24 protein-coding genes and 1 pseudogene are annotated in these 24,264 nt (G+C 69.5%); 15 read left to right on the top strand and 10 right to left on the bottom strand.

The genetic code is table 11. The features are described from left to right. The first annotated feature begins 63 nt into the window (after positions 1–63). A complete protein-coding gene (gene pyk, locus AKJ13_RS05325; RefSeq protein ID WP_050732408.1) occupies positions 64–1,500 on the top strand; it encodes a pyruvate kinase in 1,437 nt (478 codons plus the stop codon). A 3-nt stretch (positions 1,501–1,503) separates the two neighbouring features. Here pyk and AKJ13_RS05320 read toward each other — a convergent pair whose 3' ends face one another. The 6 genes from AKJ13_RS05320 to ubiG form a co-directional block, all read right to left on the bottom strand. Further along, the gene (locus AKJ13_RS05320) at positions 1,504–2,514 is read right to left on the bottom strand and encodes an alpha/beta hydrolase (protein WP_050732407.1); all 1,011 of its coding nucleotides are present in this window, start codon (positions 2,512–2,514) and stop codon (positions 1,504–1,506) included. Then, positions 2,511–3,116 (bottom strand): tetratricopeptide repeat protein, encoded by a 606-nt coding sequence (locus tag AKJ13_RS05315; protein ID WP_050732406.1) that lies wholly within the window; start codon positions 3,114–3,116, stop codon positions 2,511–2,513. The genes AKJ13_RS05320 and AKJ13_RS05315 overlap by 4 nt, the downstream gene beginning before the upstream one ends. Positions 3,117–3,245: 129 nt before the next feature. Beyond that, positions 3,246–3,371: a type B 50S ribosomal protein L36 gene (ykgO, locus tag AKJ13_RS05310; protein ID WP_003601867.1), complete on the bottom strand. Its 126-nt coding sequence runs from the start codon at positions 3,369–3,371 to the stop codon at positions 3,246–3,248. 164 nt (positions 3,372–3,535) lie between these two features. After that, the gene (locus AKJ13_RS05305; protein WP_050732405.1) at positions 3,536–4,153 is read right to left on the bottom strand and encodes a PAS domain-containing protein; all 618 of its coding nucleotides are present in this window, start codon (positions 4,151–4,153) and stop codon (positions 3,536–3,538) included. A 138-nt stretch (positions 4,154–4,291) separates the two neighbouring features. After that, on the bottom strand, positions 4,292–4,864 hold the full coding sequence (locus AKJ13_RS05300; protein ID WP_050732404.1) for a YbhB/YbcL family Raf kinase inhibitor-like protein: 573 nt from the start codon (positions 4,862–4,864) through the stop codon (positions 4,292–4,294). Positions 4,865–4,910: 46 nt separating this feature from the next. Continuing rightward, entirely contained in the window at positions 4,911–5,672 is a 762-nt protein-coding gene (gene ubiG, locus AKJ13_RS05295; protein ID WP_050732403.1) for a bifunctional 2-polyprenyl-6-hydroxyphenol methylase/3-demethylubiquinol 3-O-methyltransferase UbiG, read from the bottom strand. A 261-nt stretch (positions 5,673–5,933) separates the two neighbouring features. Between ubiG and AKJ13_RS05290 the strand changes: the two genes are divergently transcribed. The 5 genes from AKJ13_RS05290 to AKJ13_RS05270 all read left to right on the top strand — a co-directional run bounded on the left by AKJ13_RS05290 (position 5,934) and on the right by AKJ13_RS05270 (position 13,485). After that, positions 5,934–7,169 carry an aspartate kinase gene (locus AKJ13_RS05290; protein WP_050732402.1) on the top strand — a complete coding sequence of 412 codons (1,236 nt, stop codon included), beginning with the start codon at positions 5,934–5,936 and terminating at the stop codon, positions 7,167–7,169. A 292-nt stretch (positions 7,170–7,461) separates the two neighbouring features. Further along, on the top strand, positions 7,462–9,723 hold the full coding sequence (ptsP, locus tag AKJ13_RS05285; RefSeq protein WP_007568133.1) for a phosphoenolpyruvate--protein phosphotransferase: 2,262 nt from the start codon (positions 7,462–7,464) through the stop codon (positions 9,721–9,723). Between the two features lie 222 nt (positions 9,724–9,945). Continuing rightward, positions 9,946–11,031: a peptide chain release factor 1 gene (gene prfA, locus AKJ13_RS05280; protein ID WP_050732401.1), complete on the top strand. Its 1,086-nt coding sequence runs from the start codon at positions 9,946–9,948 to the stop codon at positions 11,029–11,031. An 8-nt stretch (positions 11,032–11,039) separates the two neighbouring features. Continuing rightward, entirely contained in the window at positions 11,040–11,945 is a 906-nt protein-coding gene (gene prmC, locus AKJ13_RS05275; RefSeq protein WP_050732400.1) for a peptide chain release factor N(5)-glutamine methyltransferase, read from the top strand. Positions 11,946–12,366: 421 nt separating this feature from the next. Then, positions 12,367–13,485 carry a DUF4167 domain-containing protein gene (locus AKJ13_RS05270; RefSeq protein ID WP_050732399.1) on the top strand — a complete coding sequence of 373 codons (1,119 nt, stop codon included), beginning with the start codon at positions 12,367–12,369 and terminating at the stop codon, positions 13,483–13,485. Positions 13,486–13,682: 197 nt separating this feature from the next. Here AKJ13_RS05270 and AKJ13_RS05265 read toward each other — a convergent pair whose 3' ends face one another. The 4 genes from AKJ13_RS05265 to AKJ13_RS05250 all read right to left on the bottom strand — a co-directional run bounded on the left by AKJ13_RS05265 (position 13,683) and on the right by AKJ13_RS05250 (position 16,851). After that, the gene (locus AKJ13_RS05265; protein WP_050732398.1) at positions 13,683–14,438 is read right to left on the bottom strand and encodes a hypothetical protein; all 756 of its coding nucleotides are present in this window, start codon (positions 14,436–14,438) and stop codon (positions 13,683–13,685) included. 10 nt (positions 14,439–14,448) lie between these two features. Beyond that, positions 14,449–15,174, bottom strand: coding sequence for an RlmE family RNA methyltransferase (locus AKJ13_RS05260; RefSeq protein ID WP_050732397.1), 726 nt, complete (start codon positions 15,172–15,174; stop codon positions 14,449–14,451). 10 nt (positions 15,175–15,184) lie between these two features. Continuing rightward, positions 15,185–16,267 (bottom strand): Ppx/GppA phosphatase family protein, encoded by a 1,083-nt coding sequence (locus AKJ13_RS05255; protein WP_050732396.1) that lies wholly within the window; start codon positions 16,265–16,267, stop codon positions 15,185–15,187. 110 nt (positions 16,268–16,377) lie between these two features. Continuing rightward, complete coding sequence (locus AKJ13_RS05250; protein ID WP_007568119.1) at positions 16,378–16,851, bottom strand: response regulator; 474 nt, start codon at positions 16,849–16,851, stop codon at positions 16,378–16,380. Positions 16,852–17,164: 313 nt separating this feature from the next. Between AKJ13_RS05250 and AKJ13_RS33060 the strand changes: the two genes are divergently transcribed. The 9 genes and pseudogenes from AKJ13_RS33060 (at position 17,165) to AKJ13_RS05205 (ending at position 24,236) form a co-directional block, all read left to right on the top strand. Further along, positions 17,165–17,971 carry a cold shock domain-containing protein gene (locus tag AKJ13_RS33060; RefSeq protein ID WP_050732395.1) on the top strand — a complete coding sequence of 269 codons (807 nt, stop codon included), beginning with the start codon at positions 17,165–17,167 and terminating at the stop codon, positions 17,969–17,971. 111 nt (positions 17,972–18,082) lie between these two features. Beyond that, entirely contained in the window at positions 18,083–18,331 is a 249-nt protein-coding gene (locus tag AKJ13_RS05240; protein ID WP_244471516.1) for a hypothetical protein, read from the top strand. A 216-nt stretch (positions 18,332–18,547) separates the two neighbouring features. Beyond that, a complete protein-coding gene (locus AKJ13_RS05235; protein WP_050732393.1) occupies positions 18,548–18,859 on the top strand; it encodes a hypothetical protein in 312 nt (103 codons plus the stop codon). Continuing rightward, the gene (locus tag AKJ13_RS05230) at positions 18,856–20,379 is read left to right on the top strand and encodes a PepSY-associated TM helix domain-containing protein (RefSeq protein WP_082316867.1); all 1,524 of its coding nucleotides are present in this window, start codon (positions 18,856–18,858) and stop codon (positions 20,377–20,379) included. Before AKJ13_RS05235 ends, AKJ13_RS05230 begins: the two co-directional genes overlap by 4 nt. Next, entirely contained in the window at positions 20,376–20,723 is a 348-nt protein-coding gene (locus AKJ13_RS05225) for a DUF3325 domain-containing protein (protein WP_050732391.1), read from the top strand. The genes AKJ13_RS05230 and AKJ13_RS05225 overlap by 4 nt, the downstream gene beginning before the upstream one ends. Positions 20,724–21,079: 356 nt before the next feature. Continuing rightward, the gene (gene adh / locus AKJ13_RS05220; protein WP_050732390.1) at positions 21,080–22,603 is read left to right on the top strand and encodes an aldehyde dehydrogenase; all 1,524 of its coding nucleotides are present in this window, start codon (positions 21,080–21,082) and stop codon (positions 22,601–22,603) included. Positions 22,604–22,946: 343 nt separating this feature from the next. After that, positions 22,947–23,372, top strand: coding sequence for a DUF779 domain-containing protein (locus tag AKJ13_RS05215; protein WP_050732389.1), 426 nt, complete (start codon positions 22,947–22,949; stop codon positions 23,370–23,372). A 16-nt stretch (positions 23,373–23,388) separates the two neighbouring features. Continuing rightward, positions 23,389–23,796 (top strand): annotated as a pseudogene (locus tag AKJ13_RS05210) (carboxymuconolactone decarboxylase family protein). Then, the gene (locus AKJ13_RS05205; RefSeq protein ID WP_050732507.1) at positions 23,796–24,236 is read left to right on the top strand and encodes a cupin domain-containing protein; all 441 of its coding nucleotides are present in this window, start codon (positions 23,796–23,798) and stop codon (positions 24,234–24,236) included. Before AKJ13_RS05210 ends, AKJ13_RS05205 begins: the two are co-directional and overlap by 1 nt. The last annotated feature ends 28 nt before the right edge of the window (positions 24,237–24,264 follow it).

The raw sequence follows: 24,264 nt of genomic DNA, 5'->3' as shown, positions 1-24,264 counted from the left end.
CCGAACCGACGCTGTCGCGGGCCGAGCCCGCGCGGACGCGGCGGAACACCCGGAGGATCACGCTTGAAACGCTCGCGCCGTACAAAGATCGTCGCCACCCTCGGGCCGGCCTCGGACTCGCCGGAGATGATCGAACGCCTGTTTCGGGCGGGCGTGGACGTGTTCCGGCTCAATATGAGCCACCTTCCGCGCGAGAAGCTGCCCGAGAAGGTCGAGGCGATCCGGACGATCGAGCGTGAGGCCAAGCGCCCGATCGGCATTCTGGTCGATCTGCAGGGCCCCAAGCTCCGGCTTGGTACCTTCGCGGAGGGCGCCGTGATGCTGGAGACGGGCGCGACCTTCGTGCTCGACGGCGACCCGACGCCCGGCGATGCCGGACGCTGCCACCTGCCGCATCCGGAGATTTTGGAGGCCCTGGAGGCCGGCCACGCGATCCTGCTGGACGACGGCAAGCTGCGGCTGACCGTCCTCGAGACCTCGGAGAACCGGGCGGTGACCCGGGTCGAGGTCGGCGGGAAGATCTCGAACCGCAAGGGCGTGTCGCTGCCCCACACGGTGATCCCGGTTCCGGCGATGACCGAGAAGGATCGAGCCGATCTCGATGCCGGCCTCAATGCCGGGGCCGACTGGATCGCCGTCTCCTTCGTGCAGCGGCCCGAGGACGTGGCCGAGGTCAAGAAGGTCTGCGCCGGCCGCGCTCTGGTCATGGCCAAGATCGAGAAGCCGCAGGCCCTGACCCGGCTCGACGAGATCATCGAGATCTCGGACGGGTTGATGGTCGCCCGCGGCGATCTCGGTGTGGAGATGCCGCTGGAGCAGGTGCCCGGCGTGCAGAAAAGGATCACCCGCAGCGCCCGCCGCTTCGGCAAGCCGGTGGTGGTGGCGACTCAGATGCTCGAATCGATGATCACGGCGCCGGTCCCGACTCGCGCCGAGGTCTCGGACGTGGCCACCGCCGTCTACGAGGGCGCGGATGCGGTGATGCTCTCGGCCGAGAGCGCGTCGGGCGCCTTCCCGGTCGGGGCCGTAGAGACGATGAACCGCATCGCCGAGCAGGTGGAGCGGGACGCGGTCTACTGGTCGATCATCCGGGCGCAGAGCGCAACGCCGGACGAGACCGCCGCCGATGCCATCGCGGCGGCCGCTCACCAGATGGTCGACGCCCTGAACCTCGACGCGATCATGGCCTGGACCAATTCCGGCTCGACCGCCCTGCGCCTGTCGCGCGAGCGCCCGAACGCCACGGTGATTGCCCTGACGCCGCGGCGCGAGACCGCCCGCCGTCTGGCGCTCGCCTGGGGGACGCACCCGATTGTCACCAAGGATGCCAGCGACGTGGACGACATGTCGTTCCGCGCCGCCAAATTCGCCGTCCGAGAGAAATTCGCCGCGGTGGGCGACCGGGTGATCGTGGTGGCCGGCCTGCCCTTCGGCACACCCGGTGCGACGAACCTCGTGCGGCTGACCTTCATCACCCGGGAGCACGCCGAGAAGGCGTGAGGTTTATTCCTTGAGGAGGGGAGCGGCCTCGCGCCGCTCGCCGGCGAACCGGGCGATCTCGTCGGTCAGGCGCTCCGCCGCCACGAAGTGGAGCATGTGGCCGATCCCCGGCAGCAGCACGAGCCGCGCGCCGGGGATTGCCTTCGCCAGAGGGACCGCCTGGGTCTCGCTGCGGACGATCGGATCGGCCGCGCCCGAGATCACCAGGGTCGGGACGCGGAGGTCGCCGTAGCGCGGGCTCTGCGCCGCCAGAGCGGCGGGCAGGCCGACGAGGTCCTGCACGTTAGCGAGCAAGGTTCCAGGCCGCAGCACCAGGGCGGCGCGAACGGCCTCCGCGTAGCCGGGGACTTCAGACTGAGGCTGAAAGACCCGCTTGGCTGTCTCGGGGAGATAAGACTGGGCCAGCGGCGGACCGATCGTGCGGCTCAGTAGCCAGGCTACCGGCGGCTTGAGCGCGAGACGCCAGTACCAGGGCAGCACCAGCATCTGCGCCGGCATCGGCATCGCCACGGGCGCCGCGAGCACGAGGCTCGACACCCGCGCGGGATGGTCGAGGGCGAGCGCCAGGGCCAGCGCGCCGGCCCAGGAATGGCCGAACACCATTGCCGGGCCGACGCCGAGCTTTTGTAGCCCCTCGGCGATGATCCGCGCCTGGACGGAAGGCGCGGCCGCCTCGCTCCCGGCGATGCGGTCGCTCCAGCCGAAGCCCGGCCGGTCGAAGGCGATGACGCGGAAGCCCTTCTCGGCGAGACGGCGTCCGAAACCCTCCATCGGGTCGGAGGCGTTGGCTGAGGCCCCGTGCAGCAGGATCACCGGAGGACCGTCGGTCGGCCCGGCCTGGATGGTCGCCAGCCGTCCGCCGGCAACCTCGACGAAAGGCCCGGCCGGCGGATTCGCCGCGCCGGCCCGCAGGGCGATGACCAGGCTCGCCACCGCGCCGAGCGCGAGGACGAGACCCAGGATCGCGAAGGGGAGGGCGAGAAGCGTGATGAGAAGTGCGGCCACCCGGCTCACAAGTCGCGGCCGTCAACCTCCGGGGCAAGGCGGTCGACCGCTTCGCCGATCTTCTCCATCTTCGGATAGAGCGCCTTGGCCCGGCGGAAGGCGGCCAGAGCCCGGGCCTTGTCGTCGAGGGATTCGTAGATCCGCCCCATGGCGGCCCAGGCCTCGAAATGGCGCGGCTCCAGCACCAGGGCGCGGCGCAAATCGGCGATGGCGTCGTCCTTGTCGGTCAGGAGCCAGAACACCGTGGCGCGCCGGTTCCAGCCCTCGGACCAGTTCGGCTCCAGGGCGGTGACCCGATCCATCAACTCGGCCGCCAGGGGGAAGTCGTGGGCCGCGATGGCCTGCCGGGCGCGGTCGGTGAGCAGGTCGGCGGTCGGGCTGCCCGAGGCATCGAGGCGGCGCTCGATCAGCTTGGCGATGCCCTTCGCCTCGGCCGGATCCTCGCTGGCGCGCAGGCGCGCGAACAGGTCGTCGAGGCTCACGGGCTTGGGCGCCGGCTTCGCCTCGGGCGCCGGGCGGCCGGACCGGCCCGTATCCGGGGCCGCGGCGGCGATCGGTGCCGCGAAGACCGGCAGGCAGACCAGGGCGGCGAGGAGACGGGTCGGCTTCATCGCCCCAGAGTGTGCGCGGGTGTGGGGCTCGTCAACGTGCCGCGGTGCCGCGCACGCGAAAGCAGCCGCAACCCGGACGAGCGCGGCTGCTTTCGCGTTGACTGACCCGACCGAAGCCGGGCGCAGGCTTCAGCCCTGGCGGGCCTTGAAGCGCTTCTGGGTCTTGTTGATCACGTAGACCCGGCCCTTGCGGCGCACGAGCTGGTTGTCGCGGTGACGGCCGCGCAGGGACTTGAGGGAATTACGGATCTTCATCGGTCTCTCGAGCCCGGGTGGGCCGTCCATTCACGGGGGATCGGGAACGTGGTCGCGAGGCAGGACGCGAGGTCGCGTCCAGCGATCACGGCACACGCATCGCGGGATGGCGCCGCCATATCAGGATTCGCCACCGCAAGGCAAGGCGTCGCAGGCGCGGCGGCTCAATGCACGCTGTCGGAGGCCGGCACCGCGGCGGTGACGACCAGCTGCCGGCCGATCTCATGCAGCAGCGCGTCGATCAGCGGCTTCAGCCGCTCAAAATCGTCGACCGCCAGGCTTTCGGCCACGGTGAACAGTGCCAGCGCCAGCTCGGCAACCCGGTCGATCCCGCCGCCCGGGGCGTCGATCGCGCAGAAGGTGGCCGGGTCGAGGAAACCGTCCCGGCTGCTCTCGGTCACGTCGATGACGATGCCGCGCGCCTCGCTCACGATCCCGTCCGAGCCCATGACGAAGCGCCCGCGCGCCAGAACCCAGCGCACGTCGTCGGGCGCGATCACGGCGCGGTACTGGGCGACGTACAGGCCGCCGTGACGCTGCAGGTCGCCGACGATCGCGGCGATGCGCGGCCGGTCCTGCGGATGGATCCGTTCGAAGAACAGGGCGTAGGTCGTGCCCCGCCCGGTCGCCGCCCGGGGAATGCCCAGCATCGTGGCAGCGACGGAATCGCAGCGCACGACGTCGTCGGCGATCCGCCACTCCCAGGTCCCGACATTCGACGCGGCGAGCGCGCGCGCGATGATCTCGCTGTCCCGCCGCTTCGGCGACGCATCGACGCCCACGGATCTCGTCTCCTGAACGGAAGGAAAGTCTCTGATCGCCAAGGCGATATTTTGTCGACACAGTAACGTGCGGCGCCCGGCCGTACACCGCGAACGGCTTTTGGCCGCCGACCAATCCAAGCGCCGCGATACCCGGCCTCAGGTTCGCGCGTAGGTGCCGATCAGCCGTCCCTTTGCGATTACGTGGCCGCGCATCGCGTCCAGCAGGGCGGAGCGGCCGGGATTTTCCGGAAGGTCGAGAGCGTCGCGAAGCGCGTAGAGCTGGAAGACGTAGGCGTGGCTCCCGTGACCGCCGGGCGGATCGGGTGGGAGCCATTCGGATCGCAGGAAGCTGTTCTGCCCGAGGCTGAGCCGGCTGGACCCCTGATCCGGACTCGGCAATGCCCCTTCCGCGAGGCTTCCGGCGGTGATCGACAGGTTCCACACGATCAGGTGAACGAACGGTTGCGGCGTCGGGCTGCCGGCATCCTCGACCAGGAGGACCAGGGTCGAGGCCCCGGACGGCATTCCCTCCCAGGCGAGCGGCGGCGAAGTCCCGGGCCCATCCGCGGTGAAGCGTGCCGGGATGTCGGCGCCGTCCGCGAAGGCGGAGCTCGTCAGCCGCAGCGTCTCCGGAATGTCAGCGAAGGCTGCGCGATAGGCGGTCTTCTCCATCCCGGCCTTGAGGCCGGACAGCACCGCGCCCACCGCGGTGGGGATCTTCTCGAGCATGGTTCGGGTCTCCGCTGCGGTCTCAACCGAGGAAGGAGCCTCCGGTTCAGGCCCGACGCTCGGCCGCGACCATGTAGTTCACCGCCTTGTCCCGGCTGGTGCGCCAGCCGTCGGTGAGCGGGTTGTAGGCGACGCCGATCGTATCGGTGACGTCGAGGCTGCCCGCCCGGATAGCGCGGCTGAATTCCTCCGGCGTCACGAACTTCTCCCAGTCGTGCGTGCCCCGCGGCAACCAGCCGAGCACGTATTCGGCGCCGACGATCGCCATCGCGAAGGAGCGCATCGTCCGGTTGAGGGTCGCGCCGAACAGCATGCCGCCGGGCTTCACCGCCACGCAGGCGGTGCGCACGAAGGCGGGCATGTCCGCGACGTGCTCGATCACCTCCATGATCAGCACCGCGTCGAAGGTCTGGCCGGCGGCGACCACGGCCTCGATGGTCTCACCTCGGTAATCCACCGGCACGCCGGCGGACTCGGCGTGGGCGCGCGCCACCGCGATGTTCTGCTCCGCCGGGTCGAGGCCGGTGACTCTCGCGCCGAGCCGGGCGAGCGGCTCGGACAGCACACCGCCGCCGCAGCCGACGTCGCAGATCGTCAGACCATCCAGCGGAAAGGGCGTCTGCGGATTTCGGCCGAAGCGCCGGCACAGCGCGTCGCGGATATAGGCCAGCCGCACCGGGTTGAAGCGGTGCAGCACCCGCATCGGGCCCGCCTCGTCCCACCAGGTGGCGGCGAGGGCGTCGAAGCGCGCGACCTCGCCGCGATCGACGAATCCGCCCGTCCCCGGGTTCGTGGCTGCCCTGTCCATGCGCGTTCCGTCCAGAAGATGCCGGCCGTGTCCGGGCGATGCCCGAGCACCGGGCGCTCGACGCGCGATCCGGATCGGGGCTATCGGCGGGACCTGTCGGGGTCGCCATAGCACGCCTGACCTAGGGCCGTCGCCGCGACGCCGGAGCCATGCCTGAGCGGTTGTTGACACCTCAACGAGCCGCTTGTACCCGCCGGGCACTGTCCGAGGCCCGCCAGGGCGGTCCCTCTCCCAGACGTCGGGAACCCGCGAAGAACCAACATGCCCCGTCTGGTGATGAAATTCGGCGGTACGTCCGTCGCCAACGTCGACCGCATCCGCAACGTGGCCCGCCACGTCGCCCGCGAGGTCGCGGCCGGCTACGACGTCGCCGTGATCGTGTCGGCCATGTCCGGCAAGACCAACGAGCTGGTCGACTGGGTCAAGGACGCCAACGCGCTCTACGACCCGCGCGAGTACGACGCCGTCGTGGCCTCGGGCGAGTTGGTCACCGCCGGCCTGCTGGCGGTCGCCCTGCAGAAGGACGGCCTCAAGGCCCGCTCCTGGCAGGGCTGGCAGATCCCCGTGGTCACCTCGGACGCGCATGGCTCGGCCCGCATCGCCGAGATCGACCCGAAGAACCTCGAGGCGGGCTTCGCCAAGGGCGAGGTCGCGGTGATCGCCGGCTTCCAGGGTATCCATGCCGAGACCGGCCGGGTGACCACCCTCGGGCGCGGCGGCTCGGACACCTCGGCGGTGGCCGTGGCGGCCGCGATCCAGGCCGAGCGCTGCGACATCTACACGGACGTGGACGGGGTCTACACCACCGATCCGCGGATCGTGCCGAAGGCCCGGCGCATGGAGCGCGTGACCTTCGAAGAAATGCTGGAGATGGCGTCGCTCGGCGCCAAGGTGCTGCAGGTCCGCTCGGTGGAACTCGCCATGGTCCACCGGGTGCCGACCACGGTCCGGTCCTCCTTCGATCCGCCGGACGCCGCGCGCCCTGGCACCCTCATCTGCGACGAGGACGACATCGTGGAACAGCAGATCATCACCGGGATCGCGTTCTCCCGGGACGAGGCGCAGATCACCCTGCGCCGGGTCAAGGACAGCCCCGGCGTGGCCGCCGCCATCTTCGGGCCGCTCGCCGACGCGAACATCAACGTCGACATGATCATCCAGACCGTGTCGGGCGACCAGTCGACCACCGACATGACCTTCACGGTCCCGGCCGCCGAGTACGAGCGTACCCGCGCGATCCTCGACCAGGCCAGCCCGCAGATCGGCTATGCGCAGATCGAGGGCGCGACCGACGTGGTCAAGGTCTCGGCGATCGGCGTCGGGATGCGCAGCCATGCCGGCGTCGCCGCCAAGGCGTTCCGGGCTCTGGCCGAGAAGGGCATCAACATCCGCGCGATCACCACCTCGGAGATCAAGTTCTCCGTGCTGATCGACGCGGCCTATACGGAGCTTGCCGTGCGCACGCTTCACTCGCTATACGGCCTGGATCAGGCCTGAGCCTGAGAGGGTCTAGATTAGCGCGCCCTGGGGCCGGAACGGATGCTGGTTCGGTGACGGGCGCGCGCTGAAACAAGGACTTGGACTAAAGCCTGGAATCGTGTCCGATCGGGCGGGATCCAGGAGCGGATCGGGTGTCTTGAACTAGAACAGTCACGGGCCGGTCCGCCGATCCCAGAGGTGCTCTGGGGCATGCGGCACGGTCCATCGGGCGCCTTCCGTTTCGATGGTGGCGCCAAGGTTGCAGGGTGGTCGACGCCAAGGCCACTCGCCACGTTGGAACGACGAACCGATGCCCGCTGCGCCCGGAGGCCCGCGCCTGCTGCTGCGCCGCCTCCGCGAAGCGATGGCGGAGCCGGTCAGCCCCCAAGCGCGCCTCGACCGCATCGTCGTCCTGATCGCCGCCAATGTGGTCGCCGAGGTCTGCTCGGTCTACGTCCTGCGGGACGACAACACCCTCGAATTGTTCGCCACCGAAGGTCTCAACCGCGAGGCGGTGCACCTGACGCGGATGCACGCCGACGAGGGCCTCGTCGGCCTGATCGCCCGCACCGCCGAGCCGCTCTCTCTCTCGGACGCCCAGAACCACCCGGCCTTCTCGTACCGGCCGGAGACCGGGGAAGAGGCGTATCACGCCTTCCTGGGCGTGCCGCTGCTGCGGGCCGGCAACACGCTCGGCGTGCTCACCGTCCAGAATAAGACCTACCGGGTCTATTCCGAGGAGGAGATTGAGGCGCTCCAGACCACCGCGATGGTGCTCTCGGAGATGATCGCCTCCGGCGAACTGGAGGGCCTGGCGCCGGATGCCGGCACCGCCGCCCGCCGCCCGGTGGTCGCGCGCGGCATTGCGCTGGCCGACGGGATCGGCCTCGGGCACGTGGTGCTCCACGAGCCCCGCGTCGTGGTGAAGACGCTGATCGCCGAGAATGTCGAGCGCGAGGTCGCGCGGCTCGACGCGGCGATCGAGGAGGTCCGCTCGGCCATCGACGCGCTGGTCGAGCGCGGCGACCGGATCGGCACCGCCGAATCGCGCGAGGTGCTGGAGACCGTCCGGATGTTCGCCCACGACAAGGGCTGGCTCCGGCGGATGCGCGAGGCGGTGGCCTCGGGCCTGACCGCCGAGGCCGCGGTCGAGCGGGTGCAATCGGACAATCGCGCCCGGATGATGCGCCAGTCGGACCCGTATCTGCGCGAGCGCCTGCACGATCTCGACGATCTCGCCAACCGGCTGCTGCGGGCCCTGATCGGCCCCGAGGCGGCCGGGATCGTGGTCCTGCCGGAGAATGCCATCCTGGTGGCGCGCACCATGGGCCCGGCGGCACTGCTCGATTACGATTCCTCGACCCTGCGCGGCATCGTGCTGGAGGAGGGTGGGCCGACCAGCCACGTCGCCATCGTCGCCCGGGCGCTCGGCATCCCGGCAGTGGGCGAGGTCGAGAACGCCTCGGCCCTGTGCGATGCGGGCGACGCCATCATCGTCGATGGTGTGGCCGGCGAGGTCCATGTCCGGCCGGGCCCCGAGGTCGAGGCCGCCTATGCCGAGATGGTGCGGCTGCGCGCCCGCCGGCAGGAGCAGTATCGCGCGCTGCGCGACGTGCCGGCCCAGACCCGGGACGGGGTGCGGGTGGCCCTGCAGCTCAATGCCGGCCTGCTGGTCGATTTCAGCCATCTGCACGAGACCGGGGCCGAGGGCGTCGGCCTGTTCCGCACCGAATTGCAGTTCATGGTCGCCCAGCGGATGCCGTCGGCCGCGGAGCAGCAGGAGCTCTACCGCAAGGTGTTCGTCGCCTCGGCCGGCAAGCCCGTCACGGTGCGGACCCTCGATATCGGCGGCGACAAGATCCTGCCCTACATGGCCAAGCTCGAGGAGGAGAACCCGGCGCTCGGCTGGCGGGCGATCCGGATCGGCCTCGACCGGCCGGCCCTGCTCCGGATGCAGTTGCGGGCGCTCCTGAAGGCTGCCGACGGCGACCCGCTCAAGATCATGTTCCCGATGGTCGCCACCGTGGACGAGTTCGTGCGGGCCCGCGGCATCGTCGAGCGCGAGAAGGCCTATCTGCGCCGCCACGGTTACCAGCTGCCCACCGAGTGCCGCCTCGGTGCGATGGTTGAGGTGCCTTCGCTCCTGTTCCAGATCGACGAGATCGCCCGGGAGGCCGACTTTCTCTCCGTCGGCTCGAACGACCTGATGCAGTTCCTGTTCGCGGTCGACCGCGAGAACCGCCGTGTCGCCGACCGGTTCGATCCGCTCTGCGTCGCGGCCCTGCGAGCGTTTCGGCTGATCGCCGAACGGGCCAATGCCGCCGGCTGCCCGGTGACCGTCTGCGGGGAGATCGGCGGACGGCCGCTCGACGCCATGGCGCTGATCGGCCTCGGCTACCGCAGCCTCTCGATGTCTCCGGCCGCCATCGGCCCGGTCAAGGCGATGGTGCTGAGCCTCCATGCGGGCGCGGTCTCGGAACTGATCGAGACCGAGATGGCCCGGATGCAGGACGGCGATTCCCTGCGCCCGGCGCTCACCGCCTTCGCGCATGCCCACGGCGTACCTATCTAACCCGTCATGCGACCCTTGCCGAAGGTTCGGCCGGGGTAGTACGGCAAAGCCACGACGATTTCGGTCGATGCGCGGCGGCCTCCGCTCTCGAAGGGAAGCGGTGTTGGGTAGGGGACCTGTCTCGCCGCGTCGGTCAGTTCCCTGATCCCGCGCTCGCACCCCTGAGACGAGACCCCGCCCGGCCCGGAACGCCGGACGTCAAAACCTGCAGAAACACGGGCGATGATCCCCTTTCCCACCGAGCGCCTCGACGCCATCCTGGCGCGGCACGAATTCGTCACCGCGCGACTCGCCACGGGCGAGGGTGAATCCGAGTCCGTGATCCAGCTGTCGCGGGAGCTGTCCGACCTCGATCCCGTGGTGGACGCGATCCGCACGTACCGGGCTGCGCTCGCGAACCTGGCGGATCTCGAGGCGATGATCGACGAGCCGGGCACCGATCCGGAGATGCGCGCCCTGGCGGCCGACGAGAAGCCGGAGGCTCAGGAGCGGCTTGAAGAAACCCACCGGGCGCTCCAGCTCATGCTGCTGCCCAAGGACGCCGCCGACGAGAAGAGCGCGATCCTTGAGGTCCGGGCCGGCACCGGCGGCGACGAGGCGGCCCTGTTCGCCGGCGACCTGTTCCGGATGTACGCGAAATACGCCGAGTCGAAGGGCTGGCGGGTCGAGGTGATCTCCGAGAGCGAGGGCACGGTCGGCGGCTTCCGCGAGGTCGTGGCCGAGGTGAAGGGCAAGGGAGTGTTCGCGCGCCTGAAGTTCGAGAGCGGCGCCCACCGGGTGCAGCGGGTGCCCAACACCGAGACGCAGGGGCGCATCCATACATCGGCGGCCACCGTGGCGGTGCTGCCGGAGGCCGAAGAGGTCGATATCGTCGTCAACGACGCCGACCTGAAGATCGATACGATGCGCGCCCAGGGCGCCGGCGGCCAGCATGTCAACAAGACCGAGTCGGCGATCCGCATCACCCACCTGCCCACGGGCATCGTGGTGTTCGTCCAGGAGGAGCGCTCGCAGCACAAGAACCGGGCCCGCGCCATGGCCCTGCTGCGCGCCCGGCTCTACGACGCCGAGCGGACCGCCAAGGATTCGGCCCGGGCCGCCGACCGGCGCGCGCAGGTCGGGTCCGGCGACCGCAGCGAGCGGATCCGCACCTACAACTTCCCGCAGGGCCGGGTGACCGACCACCGCATCAACCTGACGCTCTACAAGCTGGAGGAGGTAATGGCCGGTACGGCGCTCGACGAGGTGGTCGACGCCCTGATCACCGAGCACCAGGCCGAATTGCTGGCCTCCGAGGGCATGGCCTGAGCGGCGCCGTGACGGGCGATACCAGCCAGGGCCTGTCGCGCCGCGCCGCCCTGCGCCGGGGCACGGCATTGCTGAGCGAAGGCGGCATCGCGGAGGCCGCGGGGGACGCGCGCTTCCTGATGCTGGGCCTCTTCGGCCTCGAATCCCGCGATCTCCTGCTCGATGGCGACAAAAGCCTCGGCGCGGACGAGGCGAGACGCTTCGATGCCGCCCTGGCGCGGCGGCTCACCGGCGAGCCGGTGGCGCGCATCCTCGGCGCCTGGGAATTCTGGGGCCTGCCGTTCCAGCTGGCGCCCGAGACGCTGGTCCCGCGCCCCGATACCGAGATCCTCGTCGAGACGGCGCTGGCATCCGTGCGGGACCGGACGGCGCCCCTGCGCTGCCTCGACCTCGGCACCGGCTCAGGCTGCATCCTGGTGGCGCTCCTGAGCGAATTGCGGAACGCTTTCGGGATCGGCCTCGACCGCTCGCCGGGCGCCTTGCGTGTGGCGCATCACAATGCCGTGGCGAACGGGGTCGGCAGCCGGGCCGCCTTCGTGGCGGGAGATTGGTGCGATGCCCTTCGGGGCGGCTTCGACCTCATGGTCTCGAACCCACCCTACATCGCGCAGGATGTCATCGCGCATCTCGACCGGGACGTCCGCCAGTACGATCCACGCGCGGCCCTCGATGGCGGCCCGGACGGGCTCGACGCCTACCGCCGTATCCTAGAGGGCGTGCGCGCGCGCGCGCTGCTGGCATCGCACGGGACGCTTCTGTTCGAGATCGGCTACGACCAGGCCGATGCCGTCCGCGCCCTCGCGCGCGGGGCTGGCTTCGCCGATCGCGGGCTCACCCGGGATCTCGCGGGCCATGACCGGGTGCTGGCATTCAGCCTCTCACCGGGTCTTTCTTCCAGCCACACGGATGCCTAACTCGGCAACGACGATCGGTGCGTTGAGAAAATGCTTGTTGCATCTCCTTGGGAACGCTAGACTCCGCTTGAAGATCGCGAACGGTTCGTTAAGACGGACGACTGTAAGGTCGGTGACGATCTCTGGTCGCCGCTTGGTTCGCTGATCCCCCGTACCGTTGGACTTGAGCGCGCGTGCGACTGCGCGGCGGTTCGACAGCACTCGAACCTGACAATCGACTGGTTTCTGGCGTCTGTGCCCGGGCGCGCGGTGCTAAGGGATGGTCAGGCAGACGCGCGGACCGCGGAGCGGTCATACGTGCGGCTCCACTGGGTGCATTTGGCCGGAGCGCGTCTGAAGATCGACGCCGGACGCCCCGAAGAACGTCGTTTGCGTGAACGAGGGTCACTGAAGACCGATGAGACCAAACCAGAATCGACGGATGCGCGGCCGCAACCGGCCGAAAGGTCCGAATCCGCTGACGCGCTCGTACGAATCCAACGGCCCAGACGTCAAAATTCGCGGCACGGCGCAGCACATCGCCGACAAGTACGCGCAGCTCGCCCGCGATGCGCAGGCGGCCGGCGACCCCGTTGCGGCCGAAAACTATTTCCAGCACGGCGAACACTATTTCCGGATCGTCTCCGGCGCCCAGGAGCAGACTCGCCCGGCCAATACCGGGGGCTATGCCAGTCGCGCCTACGACGACGAGATGGACGAGGGTGACGACGAGGGCCAGGGCAACGGCTCGGGCCCGAACGGCCACGCCTATAACGGCTACGACGACAACGATCCCGGCCAGCAGCCTCAGCCCTACGAGATGCGCCAGGAGCCGAACCAGGACGGCCGCCAGCAGGGCCGCGACCGGTTCCAGAACCGGGACCAGCGCCGGTTCGACAACAACGGTCGGCAGGATTACCGGCGGCAGGATCAGCCCCGGCAGGACTACCAGCGCCAGGATTCGCCGCGGCAGGATTATCAGCGCCCGGACTACCGGCAGGAGCGCCAGGATAACCGGCAGGACGGTCGGCAAGAGAACCGGCAGGACGCGCGCCAGGATTACGGCCGGCAGGATTATCGCCAGGACCGCCAGGACAACCGTCAGGATTCCCGCGGCGACCAGAACCGCTACGAGTCCGGGCGCTCCGAGAACGCGCGGCCGGAAGCGCGTCAGCCCGAGAACCGGCCCCAGGAGAGCCGGGCCGAGGCTCGCTCGGAGGAGCGTCCGCCGCGTCGGTCCGAGCCCCGGGGCGAGGCTGCCCCCCGCGCCGAGACACCACGTCAGGCCGAGCCCGCACCGCGCCGCGAGCGCCGTCGCGAGGCAGCCCCGGCTCCGGTTACCGCAGAGGATCCGGCGAGCCTGCCGGCTTTCCTGATGACGCCGCCGCGCCCCGTGGCCGCAACGACGCCGGTCGAGCAGCCGGCTTCCACCCCCGCCCCCGAGGCCGCTGCCGAAGAGGCGCCCGTGAAGCCGCGTCGCCGCCGCCGGCCGCGCTTCGAGGGGATCGCCCCGGAGGAGGGTGAGGCGCGCACGCCCACCGAGGACGCGCCGACCGAGTAAATCGGGGCGCCGTCGCTGTCAGACAAAGCCGCGCCGGGCAACCGGAGCGGCTTTTTGCCTTTTCAACGCACCGCTTGCCGTCATTGCGAGCGCCCGCGAAGCAACGCGCGATGCGCCTCCATTCCGGGACCGCGCGCGGCCCTGGGCAGCTTCTCGCCGCTCGCAATGACGCTGTCGGCCCACAACCCGAAAGCCGATCAGTCCCGGGCGGCGCGCCAATCCGGATAGGCGTGGACCCGATGGATCAGCCGGCGGCGCCGGCTGACCTCGCCGAACGGCGCGAGCTCCCAATCCCAGGCCTCGGCCGGCGGCGGCAGCATCACGCCGCACATCAGGTCGAGGCTGTCGGTCACCCGCCCGGCCCGGTCCTCTACACGCTGGACGGTGTCGGTGATCAGGCAGATCCGCTCGACGGTGCCCGCCAACCGGTCGAGGGCGGCGAGATGGGTCTCGACAATCTGCGTGCCGAGCCGCGGCGGCGCCTCCCGGCCCCTTGCCTCGAAGGCGTCGATCGGGACGATCGGCAGCTGCGACAGGAGGTTGGCCGAGACGATCAGGTCGGCGGCCGCGCAGAGTCCCGCGAGGTCAGGATCCGTCAGTCCGGCGGTGATCTCGGCGGTCAGGAGGGCGACGTTGCCGTGCCGCCGGGCGGCGAGCCGCGCCGGCCAAGGATGCACCGCGTCCACCAAGGTCACCCGGTCGAACAGCTGCACCAGCGAGTCGAGCGGCACGTCGTCGAGGAGCCCGGAGCCCAGCACCACTGCCGAACCCCGGCCCACCGTCGCCTCCGCGGCGGCCAGGATGACGCCACGCCCCCGCATCAGGTGCGGCGCCCAGGCGGCGCGGCAGCGGCGCGACCGGGCGTGGAGCAGGCCGCTCTGGCGGACGTAGCCGAGGCGGCGCAGGCGCAGGGGCGCGGGATTGACCAGCGACAGCGCCCACGCGAGCAGCATCGGGGCGGGGTCAGGCCTCGTCGGCCGTCGCGGCTCGAGCGGCGACGCTGCGATAGCCGGTGGCTAGCACGTAGAGCTCGCTCGAATCGGAGCGGCTGGCCGCCGGCTTCACATGGCGGACGGTGGTAAAATCGCGCTTCAGGTCGGCCAGCAGGGCGTTCTCGGTGCCGCCCTGCAGCACCTTGGCCAGATAGGCGCCCCCCGGGGCCAGGATCTCCCGAGCGAACTCGGCGGCGGTCTCGGCCAGGCCGATGATCCGCAGGTGGTCGGTCTTCTTGTGCCCGGTGGCGTTGGCGGCCATGTCGGACAGGACGAGGTCGGCCGGGCCGCCGAGCAGCGTCGTCAGCTTGTCCGGCGCCTCGGGATCGAGGAAGTCGAGGGTGATGAACTCGACGCCCGCCATCGGCTCGATCTCGAGCAGGTCGATGCCCACGACCCGCCCCGTGGCCCCGACGATCCGCGCCGCGACCTGCGACCAGCCGCCGGGCGCTGCTCCGAGATCGACCACCCGTTGGCCGGGCCGCAGCAGCTTGTAGCGCTCGTCGATCTCGATGAGCTTGTAGGCCGCGCGCGAGCGATAGCCCTCGCGCTTGGCCCGGGCGACGTAGGGATCGTTGAGCTGGCGCTCCAGCCAGCGCTTCTGCGACAGGGTCCGGCCGCGGCCGGTCTTCACCCTTTGCTTGAGGTCGCCGCGCACGCCCCCGGTGGAGCCCGCGCCCCCGCGCCGGTCCGTCATCGCCGAATCCTCATCGAACGGCCTTCCGGTTCCAGACGCCGTCCTCCCGCATCATGTTCATCAGCAATCCCTCGCGCAGGCCCCGGTCGGCGATGCGCAGACGGTCCGACGGGAAGGCCCGCCGGATCGCTTCCAGGATCGCGCAGCCCGCCAGTACCAGATCAGCTCGGTCCCGTCCGATGCAGGGATTGTCGGCCCGCTGCTCCAGGCGGGTGTCGAGCAGGTCGTCGATCGCCGTCGAGACCTCGTGGTCGCTCATCCACAAGCCGTCGACCCGCCGCCGCTCGTAGCGCGCCAGGCGCAGGTGCATGGCGGCAATGGTCGTCACGGTGCCGGAGGTGCCGAGCAGGTGGAAATGCGGCGCCGTGGCCGCGGCCGCCGCGCGGATCGCGAAGGCGGACAGCTTTTCCGCCACCTCCTCGACCATGCCCTCGAACATGCGCCGGGTCACCTCGGCCCCGCCGTGACGCTCGGCCAGGGTCACCACGCCCACCGGCAGGGAATCCCAGGCGCGGATCCGCAGGGTCGGATCGGTGGATGGGTTGGCGGCCTCGCCGTCGAGCCAGGCGATCTCGGTGGAGCCGCCGCCGATATCGAAGATCACCACGGATTCGGCCGCTGGGTCGGCGAGCGCCGCGCAACCGGTGACCGCCAGATACGCCTCGGTCTGCCGGTCGACGATCTCGAGATCGAGCCCGACGCCGCGGCGGACACGGTCGACGAAGGCCGCGCCGTTCACCGCGAGGCGACAGGCTTCGGTGGCGATCACCTTGGCGCGCCGGACGCCCCTGGTCTGCATCTTGGTCCGGCAGATGCGCAGGGCCTCGACGGTCCGCTCGATCGCCGCCTCGTTCAGCCGGTCCGAGGTGCCCAAACCCTCACCGAGCCGGACGATGCGCGAGAACGCGTCGATCACCCGGAAGCCGCTGAAGGTCGGCTCGGCGATCAGCAGGCGGCAATTGTTGGTGCCGAGATCCAGCGCCGCGTAGGCGACGCGACGCCGGTCGCGGCCCGGCAGCGGGGCCGGAGTCTGGAGCGGCGCTGCGCCGGTCGATGGGCGGGACGGCGCGGCCGCGGCGGTCTCGTCCCTCATCGGCGCGGCCGTCGGTCCTTCGGGTCGGCCATGAGCGTCGCGCTCGGCCATTCTTGGTGAAAGACCCTACAGGGTCGGTCGGGAACTGCAACGTCCGATCGAGACCGTACTCAGGCGACCGCCTTCATGGCGCTGGTCCGGCGCGGGATCGGCCGCAGCAGGCTCTTCACCTGCGAATAGGGGCGGGGCCGGTTGATGACTTCGTCGAGCCGGGACCACAGGGTCTTGGGCGAGAACGGCTTCGCGATGATCTCGTTGACCCCCAGCGCCACCGCGCGGTCGACCACGTTCCGGCGCGGTTGGGCCAGCATCAGAATGATCGGAATGGTCGGGCAGGGCGAGGTGGTCGGGGTACGGGCCAGACGGATGAACTCTTCCCCCGACAGAATCGAGAGGTCCCAATCGATGATGCTGATATCGGGCTTGCTCTCGGCCAGCACCCCGAGGGCCTCGGCGCCGTCCGGCGCTTCGAGCACGCGCTTGATGCCGACCCGCATGAGCATGTCGCGCACGATTCGCCGGATGTAGAGGCTCTCGTCCACCACGAGGGCCGAGAGATCGGGGAATGTCGGGGTCGCGATCATGGCCGGGTGCCGTTACGGGGCGCGACGCAAGTCTAGCCGAACAGCCTTTGCGTTTCGCTAACGCCCTCGTCGGCAAGGCGAACGCCGCGACGAGCCGTCCTGTCGCCCTGCGTTGTTTAACGCAAGAAAGTAACGAAACCGGCGCGTCTTGGCCAAGAAGGTCCTTGCGGTCAAGGCCCGATTGCGTCAGGACTGGGGCGTTATTCTTGGTTACCGCGACCGGGGGTAATGATAGTGCGGGGCGTGGGCTGTCTGGGATGGCGCGCACGCGGTATTCGAGACCAGGGCGGCGGACGGTTTTTGCGAGCTTTCGATGGGACGTGGTCGTGATTTCAGGGGGCCGCAGAAGCGCGGCTTCGACGAGGCTGGCGAGCCGAGATGGCCTGATCAGGCTCCCCCCAGCGGCGGATACGGCGGTGGTGGTTTCGGTGGTGGCGGCGGCGGTGGCGGTTTCGGCGGTGGCGGTTTCGACCGTGGCCCGGCCCGCGGCGGCGCGGCACCGGTGGCAACCGGGCCGGAGCGTGATGCGACGGTCAAGTGGTTCAACAAGGAGAAGGGCTTCGGCTTCGTCGAACTCGGCGACGGTTCGGGCGATGCCTTCCTCCATATCCGCGCCGTCGAGGCTGCTGGCCACGCCGACCTGATGCCGGGCACCCGGCTGACGGTCACCACGGCGCAGGGCCAGAAGGGTCCGCAGGTCACGAGCGTCACCAGCGTCGACACGTCCACGGCCGAGGCGCCCGCGCCCCGGCGTGAGATGCGCCCGCGCACCGGCGGTTTCGGCGGCGATCGCTTCGGCGGTGGCGGCGGCTACGGTGGTGGCGGCGGTGGTTACGGCGGCGGTGGCGGCTACGGCGGTGGTGCCGGCGGCGGCTTCAGCGGCGGTGGCCGTGCAGCCTCCGGCCCGTCGGTCGAGATGAGCGGCACCGTGAAGTGGTACGATCCCGCCAAGGGCTTCGGCTTCGTCTCGGTCAATGACGGCGGCAAGGACGTGTTCGTCCACCGCTCGGCTCTGTCCCGCGCCGGCCTCGAATCGCTTGCCGAGGGCCAGCAGGTCACCCTCGGCGTCGTCGAGGGCCAGAAGGGTCGCGAAGCTTCGAGCATCAACGTCGAAGATTGATCGGTTTCGCGGCCGTCTTGCTGCCGCGATCCGTGAGAATGCTGGAAGGCGGCGTCCCCGACCCGGGGGCGCCGCCTTCTGCGTTTCGGGATCGCCATGCGTACTGTTTTGATGCCCGCGATCCTTCTCGTCCTGAGCAACGCGGCCGCGCGGGCTGAGGATTTCAGCGGCTTCTATACCGGGGTGAATGCCGGCTACGCCTGGGGCAAGGGGCGCGACCGCAGCTTCGCCGCCCCTGCGACCGGACCGGGCGCCGAATTCGGCCGCACGGAGAATGACCCGGACTTGCCGCCGAGCGCGCGGGACGCGGCGGCCGCGCTGCAGCGATCGAGCCGAAGCGGCGTCGGCGGAATACGCTGAGGTCGGGTGAAGGGCGGATGGGCGCGAACCGATTCGCCGTTGCAAACGGAAATTCAGCGCGCCGATGGATGAACCCGTAGCCGGAGGTCGCGGCTATCGGCCAGCCGCCTAAGCGGCTCTCGCCACACTGGAATCGTTCCCAAACATAGCCGTTGCGAGTCCCGGTCGGCCGCTGCTAGGCCGCGACATGGGATCACGAAATCGGGAGACCGTGCGATGAGCGTCCGCTCGATGCCGGGGCTGACCTACCGTCTGGCGGTGGCCGGGCGCGTGGTGCTGGCCGCTGTCGGCGGCTACGGCGTCGCGGCCCTGTCGGCTGCTCTCCTGGCTTTGATCTTGCCGATGGCACGCTCCGAGGCGGTCTCGGCGGGTACGCTGGCGAGCTTCGCGATCATGGCCGGTGCGGTCGTCTGGGTCTTCGCTGCGCGGAATCTGGCGCGGGCGGCTTTGGTCCTCGGAGGCATCGCGGCCTTGCTGGCCGGGGGCCTGTGGCTCGCCGGGGCGTTCTCGGCAACGGTGGCCTCATGAGCCGGCCCAGGAAGAGCCTCCGCCAGTCGATGGCATGGCTGCACACCTGGTCCGGCCTCGTGGTCGGCTGGGTGCTGTTCGCGATCTTCGTCACCGGCACAGCGAGCTACTACCGCGCTGAGATCTCGCACTGGATGCGGCCGGAACTGACCGAGGCGACGGCCGATCCGGCGACGGCGGCGACACGCGCCGCGGCCTATCTGAAGCGGCAGATGCCCGATGCGCTGGCATGGTCCGTCAAGCTTCCGACCGCCGAAAACCCGTTAACCGAAGTCTATTGGTGGAACCATCCGGCCGGACCGTATCACCACGCGCTGCTCGACCCCGCCACCGGCGAGGCATCTCAGGCGCGCGACACCCGGGGCGGCGATTTCCTCTACCGCTTCCATTTCGAGCTGAGCCTGCCGCCGATCTGGGGACGCTGGATCGTGGGGACCTGCGCGATGATCCTGCTGATCTCGTTGATCACCGGGATCATCACCCACCGGCGCATCTTCGCGGACTTCTTCACCTTCCGGCGGGACAAGTCGGCCCAGCGCGGCTGGCTCGACGCCCACAACGTCGTCGGCGTGTTGGCGCTGCCGTTCCACCTGATGATCGTCTATACCGGCCTGATCGAGCTGGGGCCGATGCTGATGCCCTGGGGCGTGAAGGCAGCCTACCAGCACGATATCCTGGCCTATTACGCCGAATCCGGAATCATGGCGGCGACACGCAAGCCCGCGGGCCAGCCCGGCAGCCTGATGCCACTCGGTGACATCGTCGCCCGGGCGATTGCGGCCCACGGCGAGGCGCCCGAAGTCGTGATGGTCACGATGCCGGGCGATGCGGCCGCGAGCGTCACCGCGTATTTCGAAGAGCCGCCCGGCCTCGCCCATCTCCATCCGCAGATCGTCTATGCCGGCGATACCGGCGCCGAACTGTCCCGCACCGGCGAGGTCGGCGCGGTGACCCGCACCGGCGCCGTGATGGTCGGCCTGCACGAGGCGCATTTCGCCGCTGCACCGCTGCGGGCGCTGTTCTTCCTCTGCGGCCTCATGGGCGCGGCGACCATCGCGTCCGGCCTCGTGCTCTGGACCGTCGCCCGGGCGCCGAAGGGCGCGAACCCGGCGGGCTTCGGCCTGCGCTTGGTGCGAGTCCTCAATCTCGGCACCATCGCCGGCCTGCCCACGGGTCTGGCCGCCTATTTCCTGGCCAATCGCCTGCTGCCCGTCGACCTCGCCGAGCGCGCCGGCTGGGAGGTGCGCACCTTCTTCGCCGCCTGGATCCTCGCCGCCCTGGTGGCGTCCCTATACCCAAAGGCCAAGGCCTGGCCGTTTGCCCTAGGGATCGCTGCGCTCGCCTTCCTGGCCATCCCGGTCGCCGACGCGCTCACGGTGGGCCAGGCTCGGTTCCTCGGATTCGACGCGGCGATGCTGGTGGTCGCGCTCCTGCTCACCGCCGGCGCGCGGCTCGCGGCCAAGCGGCCGGAGCGGTCGCCGGTCGCCCGGCCGACCCTGTCCAGGGCGGTGGAAGCGTGACCGCTTCCGCGCTCGCCCTGAGCGTCTGCCTCAGCTTCTCGAGCTTCGCCGCCCTGGCACTCAGCCTCGACCGGCACCATCGCGCCGCATTCCGAGTCCCCGCACCGCGGGCACGTATCCGGAGCCTGCGGGCAGCCGGATGGTCCGGGCTCGCCGTGGCCTTCGCCGCAGCGGTCGCCTGCAGCGGCTGGAATTTCGGGCCGGTCCAATGGATCGGCGGCCTTACCGGGGGGGCGCTGCTGGTCGTGGCGGTGATGTCCTATCGGCCGGCCTGGCTGCGAGCCGCCGCGGTCGCGGCGTTGCCGCTGGCGATGCTCGCCCTGCCGTTCGCCCTGGGCCCCTGAGAACCGTCTCAGGCGTCGGCCTAGCTAACGCTTAAGGTCAGCATACCGTCTTTGCGCGAATACGACAGTGTTGGCCGAGCAATCGTCGGCTGGGCGCCGCGACGGGCCGGTCTTCGCGTCGCTGGCGGGCACTTCAGAACCGGTCCAAAATTGTCCCCTCGCGATCCTGGACAGGAGGGCGTAGACTCGCCCCACTCGCGCACTGGCCAAAAGTCCACCTTGATTCGGCAGGCCAAAAGCCATTGGCTGCCATCCGAGCCGAACCGGACCGACCTGAGATAAGCGGCGGTCCGCGTACCAGCTTCAGCCCAAGAGCCGCGGTTCGCGAGGCCGGGGCTTATGGAGGGAACAGAGCCATGAACAAGCCGGAATTCCTCGGCGACGCCCGGACGAAGTCACCCTTCTCGGCCCGCTACGACAATTTCATCGGTGGCCAATGGGTCGCCCCGACCGCCGGTCGCTATTTCGAGAACACCTCGCCGATTACCGGCAAGGTCATCTGCGAGGTGGCCCGCTCCGATGCCTCCGACGTGGACAAGGCGCTGGACGCCGCCCACGCGGCCAAGGAAGCCTGGGGCCGCACTGCGCCGGCCGAGCGCGCCCGCATCCTCAACAAGATGGCCGACCGGATGGAGGAGAACCTCGATCTGATCGCACTCGCCGAGACCTGGGACAACGGCAAGCCAATCCGCGAGACGACCAACGCCGACATCCCCCTGGCGATCGACCATTTCCGCTACTTCGCCGGCTGCGTCCGCGCGCAGGAAGGCTCGATCTCCGAGATCGACCACGACACGGTGGCCTATCACTTCCACGAGCCGCTCGGCGTCGTCGGCCAGATCATCCCGTGGAACTTCCCGATCCTGATGGCTGTCTGGAAGCTCGCCCCGGCGATCGCGGCCGGCAATTGCGTCGTGCTCAAGCCCGCCGAGCAGACCCCCGCCTCGATCCTCGTGGTGATGGAGCTGCTGGCCGACCTGCTGCCCCCGGGCGTGATCAACATCGTCAACGGCTTCGGTCTCGAGGCCGGCAAGCCGCTCGCCTCCTCGCCGCGCATCGCCAAGATCGCGTTCACCGGTGAGACGACCACCGGCCGCCTGATCATGCAATACGCCTCGCAGAACTTGATCCCGGTGACCCTGGAGCTGGGCGGCAAGTCGCCGAATATCTTCTTCGCCGACGTGGCCAACGAGGACGACGACTTCTTCGACAAGGCCCTCGAAGGCTTCACCATGTTCGCCCTCAACCAGGGCGAGGTCTGTACCTGCCCGAGCCGCGCGCTCGTGCACGAGTCGATCTACGACCGCTTCATGGAGCGGGCGATCAAGCGGGTCGAGGCGATCACCCAGGGCTCGCCGCTCGACCCCGCGACGATGATCGGCGCCCAGGCCTCGGGCGAGCAGATGGAGAAGATCCTCAGCTACATCGATATCGGCCGCCAGGAAGGGGCGCAGTTGCTCACCGGCGGCGAGCGCAACGTCAAGGACGGCGAGCTCGCTGAGGGCTTCTACGTGAAGCCGACGGTGTTCCGAGGCCACAACAAGATGCGGATCTTCCAGGAGGAGATCTTCGGGCCGGTCCTGTCGGTCACGACCTTTAAGGACGATGCCGACGCGCTGTCGATCGCCAACGACACCCTCTACGGCCTCGGCGCCGGCATCTGGACCCGCGACGGCACCCGCGCCTACCGCTTCGGTCGGGCGATCCAGGCCGGCCGCGTCTGGACGAACTGCTACCACGCCTACCCGGCCCACGCGGCCTTCGGCGGCTACAAGCAGTCCGGCATCGGCCGCGAAACCCACAAGATGATGCTCGATCACTACCAGCAGACCAAAAACATGCTGGTCAGCTACTCGGCCAAGAAACTCGGCTTCTTCTGAGTTCCGGTCCGGGTCATCCCCCGAGCTGACTTCACCCCGGCCCCACGGCCGGGGTTTTTTGTTTGTTTGGTTTGGGCCGATGGGCTTCGCGACGCCGTCTTGAACGCGCGGACTTTACAAACCTCTTCCCTCATCCTGAGGCGCGCGGCGGAGCGGAGGCCTCGAAGGAGCTCTTCAGGGATCACAAAGCCTCCCGGAAAGCTCCTTCGAGGCTCGCGGCGCTCGCACCTCAAGATGAGGGGGCGGGTGGGAGAGCCGGAGGCAAACCGGCTTCCCCAAAGAAATTGGCCGTAGAAATTAGCATTCCAGCACGCATATCCATCAATCAGGATCGGAGTGACGCATGACCGCCGTTTCGACGAACGACGCCACCACCGCGGAGCAAACCGGCGCAGACGGGACGCCGCTGCGGGTGACCGCCACGCCGGCTGCTCTGGCGCTGATCGACGAGCTCCGCTCCGAGTACGGACCGGTCATGTTTCACCAATCCGGCGGCTGTTGCGATGGGTCCTCGCCGATGTGCTACCCGGTCGGCGACTTCATCATCAGCGACGGCGACGTCCATCTCGGCACCGTCGGCGGCGCGGACTTCTACATCTCGCGCTCGCAATTCGCGGTCTGGAAGCACACTCATATCCTGCTAGACGTGGTCCCGGGACGCGGCGGCATGTTCTCGCTGGAAAACGGCCGGGAAAAGCGCTTCCATATCCGCTCGCGGCTGTTCACCGAGGCCGAGAACCGGGCGCTCGAGGGCGCGTGCAAGCTCTGAGGCGGGGAGGGGACCGATGGCCACCGTGAAGCTGTGGAGCGACGCCGAGGCGGAGGCCGATCCGCGCGTGCGGGCGGTGTTCGCCGACATCCGGACGACCCGCGGCTCGGATTTCGTCAACAACTTCTGGCGCGGCCTCGCCAACGATCCGAGCCTGCTGGAGCGGACCTGGGCCAGCCTCAAGACCGTGATGGGACCGGGCAGCCTCGATCCGCTGACCTAGGAACTGGTCTATATCGCGGTCTCGATCGCCAATGGCTGCCCCTACTGCATCCACTCGCACACCGCCGCGGCGGGCGCGAAGGGCCTGACCCCGGAGCAGCACGGCGAGTTCCTGGCGGTGGTCGGCATGGCGAACCAGACCAACGCCCTCGTCAACGGCATGCAGATCCCCGTGGATGCCGCATTTAAGGTGGGGGAATGATGAGCGACGAACCCGAGACCCGGAGGCCGGGCCTGATGGTGCTGCGCGAGAGCGCGCCGTTCCGGGGCAAGCAGGGCCATATCTACCGCCCGGCCATCTCGGCGGAGGCGGTCGGCGCCAAGGCCCTGCATCTCCAGCTCCTGGAGATCCCGCCCGGCGAGCGCGCCCACGCCCACAAGCACGAATCGCACGAGACTGCGATCCACGTCCTGTCCGGCATCTCGGGCTGCTTCTGGGGCGAGCGCTTGGAGCATCACGTGATCGCTGGCGCCGGCGAGTTCGTCTACATCGCCGCCGACGTGCCGCATCTGCCCTACAACCGCAGCCAGACCGAGCGGGTGACCGCGGTGATTGCCCGGACCGACCCGAACGAGCAGGAGAGCGTGGTCCTGCTTCCAGAGCTCGAAGCCGGCGTCGATTGGTCGAAGGCGGAGGGGTAGGCTGCAGGTCTGTTCGCCCGGCGAACGC

This window comes from Methylobacterium sp. ARG-1 (genome assembly GCF_001262595.1).
Lineage (GTDB): Bacteria > Pseudomonadota > Alphaproteobacteria > Rhizobiales > Beijerinckiaceae > Methylobacterium > Methylobacterium brachiatum.
The sequence above is the reverse complement of the archived record's forward strand: the minus strand, read 5'-3'. Positions and strand labels throughout refer to the sequence as shown.

What these genes read in the sequence shown, in the direction of transcription:
- ubiG (WP_050732403.1), bottom strand. Translation starts at nt 5,672, where the DNA reads ATGGACAGGGCAGCCACGAACCCGGGGACGGGCGGATTCGTCGATCGC.
- ptsP (WP_007568133.1), top strand. Translation starts at nt 7,462, where the DNA reads ATGCCCGCTGCGCCCGGAGGCCCGCGCCTGCTGCTGCGCCGCCTCCGC.
- AKJ13_RS05300 (WP_050732404.1), bottom strand. Translation starts at nt 4,864, where the DNA reads ATGCTCGAGAAGATCCCCACCGCGGTGGGCGCGGTGCTGTCCGGCCTC.
- AKJ13_RS05250 (WP_007568119.1), bottom strand. Translation starts at nt 16,851, where the DNA reads ATGATCGCGACCCCGACATTCCCCGATCTCTCGGCCCTCGTGGTGGAC.
- AKJ13_RS05240 (WP_244471516.1), top strand. Translation starts at nt 18,083, where the DNA reads ATGCCCGCGATCCTTCTCGTCCTGAGCAACGCGGCCGCGCGGGCTGAG.
- ykgO (WP_003601867.1), bottom strand. Translation starts at nt 3,371, where the DNA reads ATGAAGATCCGTAATTCCCTCAAGTCCCTGCGCGGCCGTCACCGCGAC.
- AKJ13_RS05290 (WP_050732402.1), top strand. Translation starts at nt 5,934, where the DNA reads ATGCCCCGTCTGGTGATGAAATTCGGCGGTACGTCCGTCGCCAACGTC.
- AKJ13_RS05260 (WP_050732397.1), bottom strand. Translation starts at nt 15,174, where the DNA reads ATGACGGACCGGCGCGGGGGCGCGGGCTCCACCGGGGGCGTGCGCGGC.
- AKJ13_RS05270 (WP_050732399.1), top strand. Translation starts at nt 12,367, where the DNA reads ATGCGCGGCCGCAACCGGCCGAAAGGTCCGAATCCGCTGACGCGCTCG.
- AKJ13_RS05215 (WP_050732389.1), top strand. Translation starts at nt 22,947, where the DNA reads ATGACCGCCGTTTCGACGAACGACGCCACCACCGCGGAGCAAACCGGC.
- AKJ13_RS05205 (WP_050732507.1), top strand. Translation starts at nt 23,796, where the DNA reads ATGAGCGACGAACCCGAGACCCGGAGGCCGGGCCTGATGGTGCTGCGC.
- AKJ13_RS05230 (WP_082316867.1), top strand. Translation starts at nt 18,856, where the DNA reads ATGAGCCGGCCCAGGAAGAGCCTCCGCCAGTCGATGGCATGGCTGCAC.
- AKJ13_RS05255 (WP_050732396.1), bottom strand. Translation starts at nt 16,267, where the DNA reads ATGAGGGACGAGACCGCCGCGGCCGCGCCGTCCCGCCCATCGACCGGC.
- adh (WP_050732390.1), top strand. Translation starts at nt 21,080, where the DNA reads ATGAACAAGCCGGAATTCCTCGGCGACGCCCGGACGAAGTCACCCTTC.
- prfA (WP_050732401.1), top strand. Translation starts at nt 9,946, where the DNA reads ATGATCCCCTTTCCCACCGAGCGCCTCGACGCCATCCTGGCGCGGCAC.
- AKJ13_RS05265 (WP_050732398.1), bottom strand. Translation starts at nt 14,438, where the DNA reads ATGCTGCTCGCGTGGGCGCTGTCGCTGGTCAATCCCGCGCCCCTGCGC.
- AKJ13_RS05315 (WP_050732406.1), bottom strand. Translation starts at nt 3,116, where the DNA reads ATGAAGCCGACCCGTCTCCTCGCCGCCCTGGTCTGCCTGCCGGTCTTC.
- AKJ13_RS05235 (WP_050732393.1), top strand. Translation starts at nt 18,548, where the DNA reads ATGAGCGTCCGCTCGATGCCGGGGCTGACCTACCGTCTGGCGGTGGCC.
- AKJ13_RS33060 (WP_050732395.1), top strand. Translation starts at nt 17,165, where the DNA reads ATGGGACGTGGTCGTGATTTCAGGGGGCCGCAGAAGCGCGGCTTCGAC.